2 protein-coding genes are annotated in these 2716 nt (G+C 45.3%); both read left to right on the top strand.

Features of this window, described 5'->3' with window-relative positions; translation table 11 throughout:
- Positions 1 to 730: hypothetical protein (locus ACWVCM_RS00535; RefSeq protein WP_455199740.1), on the top strand; the 730-nt coding region annotated here is incomplete at its 5' end.
- Positions 731 to 1129: 399 nt separating this feature from the next.
- On the top strand, positions 1130 to 2692 hold the full coding sequence (locus ACWVCM_RS00530; protein WP_455199739.1) for a transglycosylase SLT domain-containing protein: 1563 nt from the start codon (positions 1130 to 1132) through the stop codon (positions 2690 to 2692).
- Positions 2693 to 2716: the final 24 nt, after the last annotated feature.

The raw sequence follows: 2716 nt of genomic DNA, 5'->3' as shown, positions 1-2716 counted from the left end.
CGGTAATCCCTATATTTACACCATGGCCGGCACGGTATACCAGCAGGATGATCCAACGCAGGTTTACCCCAACGCGACGATTTACCTGTATGATCGTGACAGGGGTAGAGGTAACCTGGTGGCAACCATCGAGGTTGATAACAACGGTAATTTCTTTACTACTGAATCCATCGACTTCAGCAATGGCCTGTATCCTGCCATAGTAGGGAACGCGAACCTTGATCCTGTTTATATGCCAGCCAGTACCACCACAGGAGAATGCAACAGTTGCCATGATGGGGTGGGGACATCCAGAATTATCGTCGCCGGTGTACCGGACCAGCGCACCAGCGCGCACGGTACTACATACAGTCATACCGACGGGCGGCGTGGTGCGGACTGCCTGGGTTGTCATAACGTGGGTGGCAATAATCCCTACCAGTATACGATTGCGGGTACTGTCTATGAAATTGACCTGGAAAACTATTATCCTGACGCAACAATCACACTCTACAGTGGGCCTGATGGTACCGGTGATCTAGTTGCCACTATCGAAGTTGATGGTAACGGTAACTTCTATACTACCGACCCTGTTGATCTTGGTAATGGCCAGGGCAATGGTGTTTATCCTGCAGTGACGGGCCGGAATATAGATTCACCAACGCATTATATGAATGACCGCACTAATGATGGTAGTTGTAGCAGCAGCAGCTGTCACAGCGTGAACCGGCCGCCGATTTACGCGCAATGATTAGAAATCAGGGCGTTTTGCTTTTTATCCATGATCTAAGCAGGGAGAGATAAAAGCATTACGCCCTGGACCATAATATCAACCATCGCGGGGCACAATATGCCAGTACCAGCGCTTCGGGTCATGCGGGCGATTTTGATGCTGATGAACATCGAGGCAACCTGTCGAACCATCTGAATTGTGGGGATTCTGGTTGCCATTGCATCAACGATCGCAACAGGGATGAGTAAAGCATTGATGTAGAGCAAGCCAGGTAACAATGTAGTAATAATAAAATAAAGGGCATACCAGGATATTTCCGGTATGCCCTTTTGTTGTTATATACTGGGAAAAATTCATAATAACGTAACAATAAAGAATAACGTAACAATAGATAGTTAACAGGATGCTAATGTCTCGATGAAAACAACGGATGTGCTGTCCAGTAAATCCTCAAGTAGCGTTGGGTTTTGGTTTCGTTGGCTATTAATAGCTACTGCGGTGTTGCTGGCTGTACCACAGGTGCATTCAGCGGAAACCGACGATTTTATTCAAAAGTGGCAAATCGATAGTCGATGGACCGGGGATTTTGATGGCATGGCTGAGCACCGGATTATTCGAGTGCTTGTTGTGCATAATAAAATGATGTTTTTTTTCGACAAGGCAACCATACGGGGTGTCACCCATGATGCCTTTCGGGAGTTTGAAAAATACATCAACAAAAAGCTGAAAACCGGTACACGCAAAATCAAGGTGGTTTTTTTACCCGTGCCACGTGATAAATTGTTGCCATGGCTCGTTGAAGGCCGAGGCGATATTGCGGCTGCAAACCTGACAATTACACCAGAACGCCAGAAACTGGTCGATTTCACCCGCCCCGTGTTAAGTAATGTCAATGAAATACTGATTAGCGGACCGGCTGCGCCAGCGGTGAAAAACATTGACAGTCTATCCGGAAAAGAAATTCATGTGCGAGCATCCAGCAGCTACTTCGAACATCTTACGCAGTTGAACAACCAGTTTAAAAAACAGGGTAAGCCACTCATCAAGATTGTTGAAACCAGTGAATATCTGGAAGATTCTGATCTTCTGGAAATGGTGAATGTTGGTTTAATTCCCATGGTGGTGGTTGATGAGCATAAAGCAAAGTTTTGGGCGCAAATCTTTGACAAGATAAAGATCCACTCGGATATCGCAATAAATACTGGTGGCAAAATCGCCTGGAGTATTCGTAAAGATAGCCCAAAGCTAAAGGAAATCCTCGATGGTTTCCTCAAGAAACATAAGAAAGGCACTTTACTGGGGAATATGTTGTTCAATCGCTACCTGCGAAAAAATAAATGGGCGCGAAACTCACTGAGTCCCAAAGAACAGAAAAAATTTCAGAAACTGGAGGCGCTGTTTCAAAAGTACTCTGATCAATACGAATTTGACTATCTGATGATGGCGGCCCTGGCTTATCAGGAATCACAGCTGGACCATAGCGTGCGCAGTCATGCTGGGGCGGTTGGAATTATGCAACTATTACCAAGCACCGCTGCGGATAAAAATGTCGGAATAGCGGATATTGAAAAACTGGAAAACAATATCCATGCCGGTATCAAGTATCTGCGATTCCTGCGTGATCGTTATTTCAATGATCCCGCCATTGATCCACTAAATCAAAATCTGTTTGCCTTTGCATCCTATAATGCTGGCCCGGCAAAAATCAGACGCTTGCGGAACGAGGCAAAAAAGCAGGGGCTGGATCCCAATGTCTGGTTCGGGAATGTAGAAATTATCGCTGCGAAACGAATAGGTAGGGAGACAGTGCAATACGTTGGCAATATTTACAAATATTACATCGCCTATCGCCTTACGCGCGACAAAAAGGAAGCTAAGCAAAAGCAAGTTTCACAAACTTCGATGCTTTTAGGCATTAACGAATGGCAACCAATGATTTGTAGTGTAGTTGGCCGAATAAATATAACATCTGGTGTTTGAGCACTGGCAGTAAAATACGGTTAT

The organism is Kaarinaea lacus, from assembly GCF_975902315.1.
The sequence above is the reverse complement of the archived record's forward strand: the minus strand, read 5'-3'. Positions and strand labels throughout refer to the sequence as shown.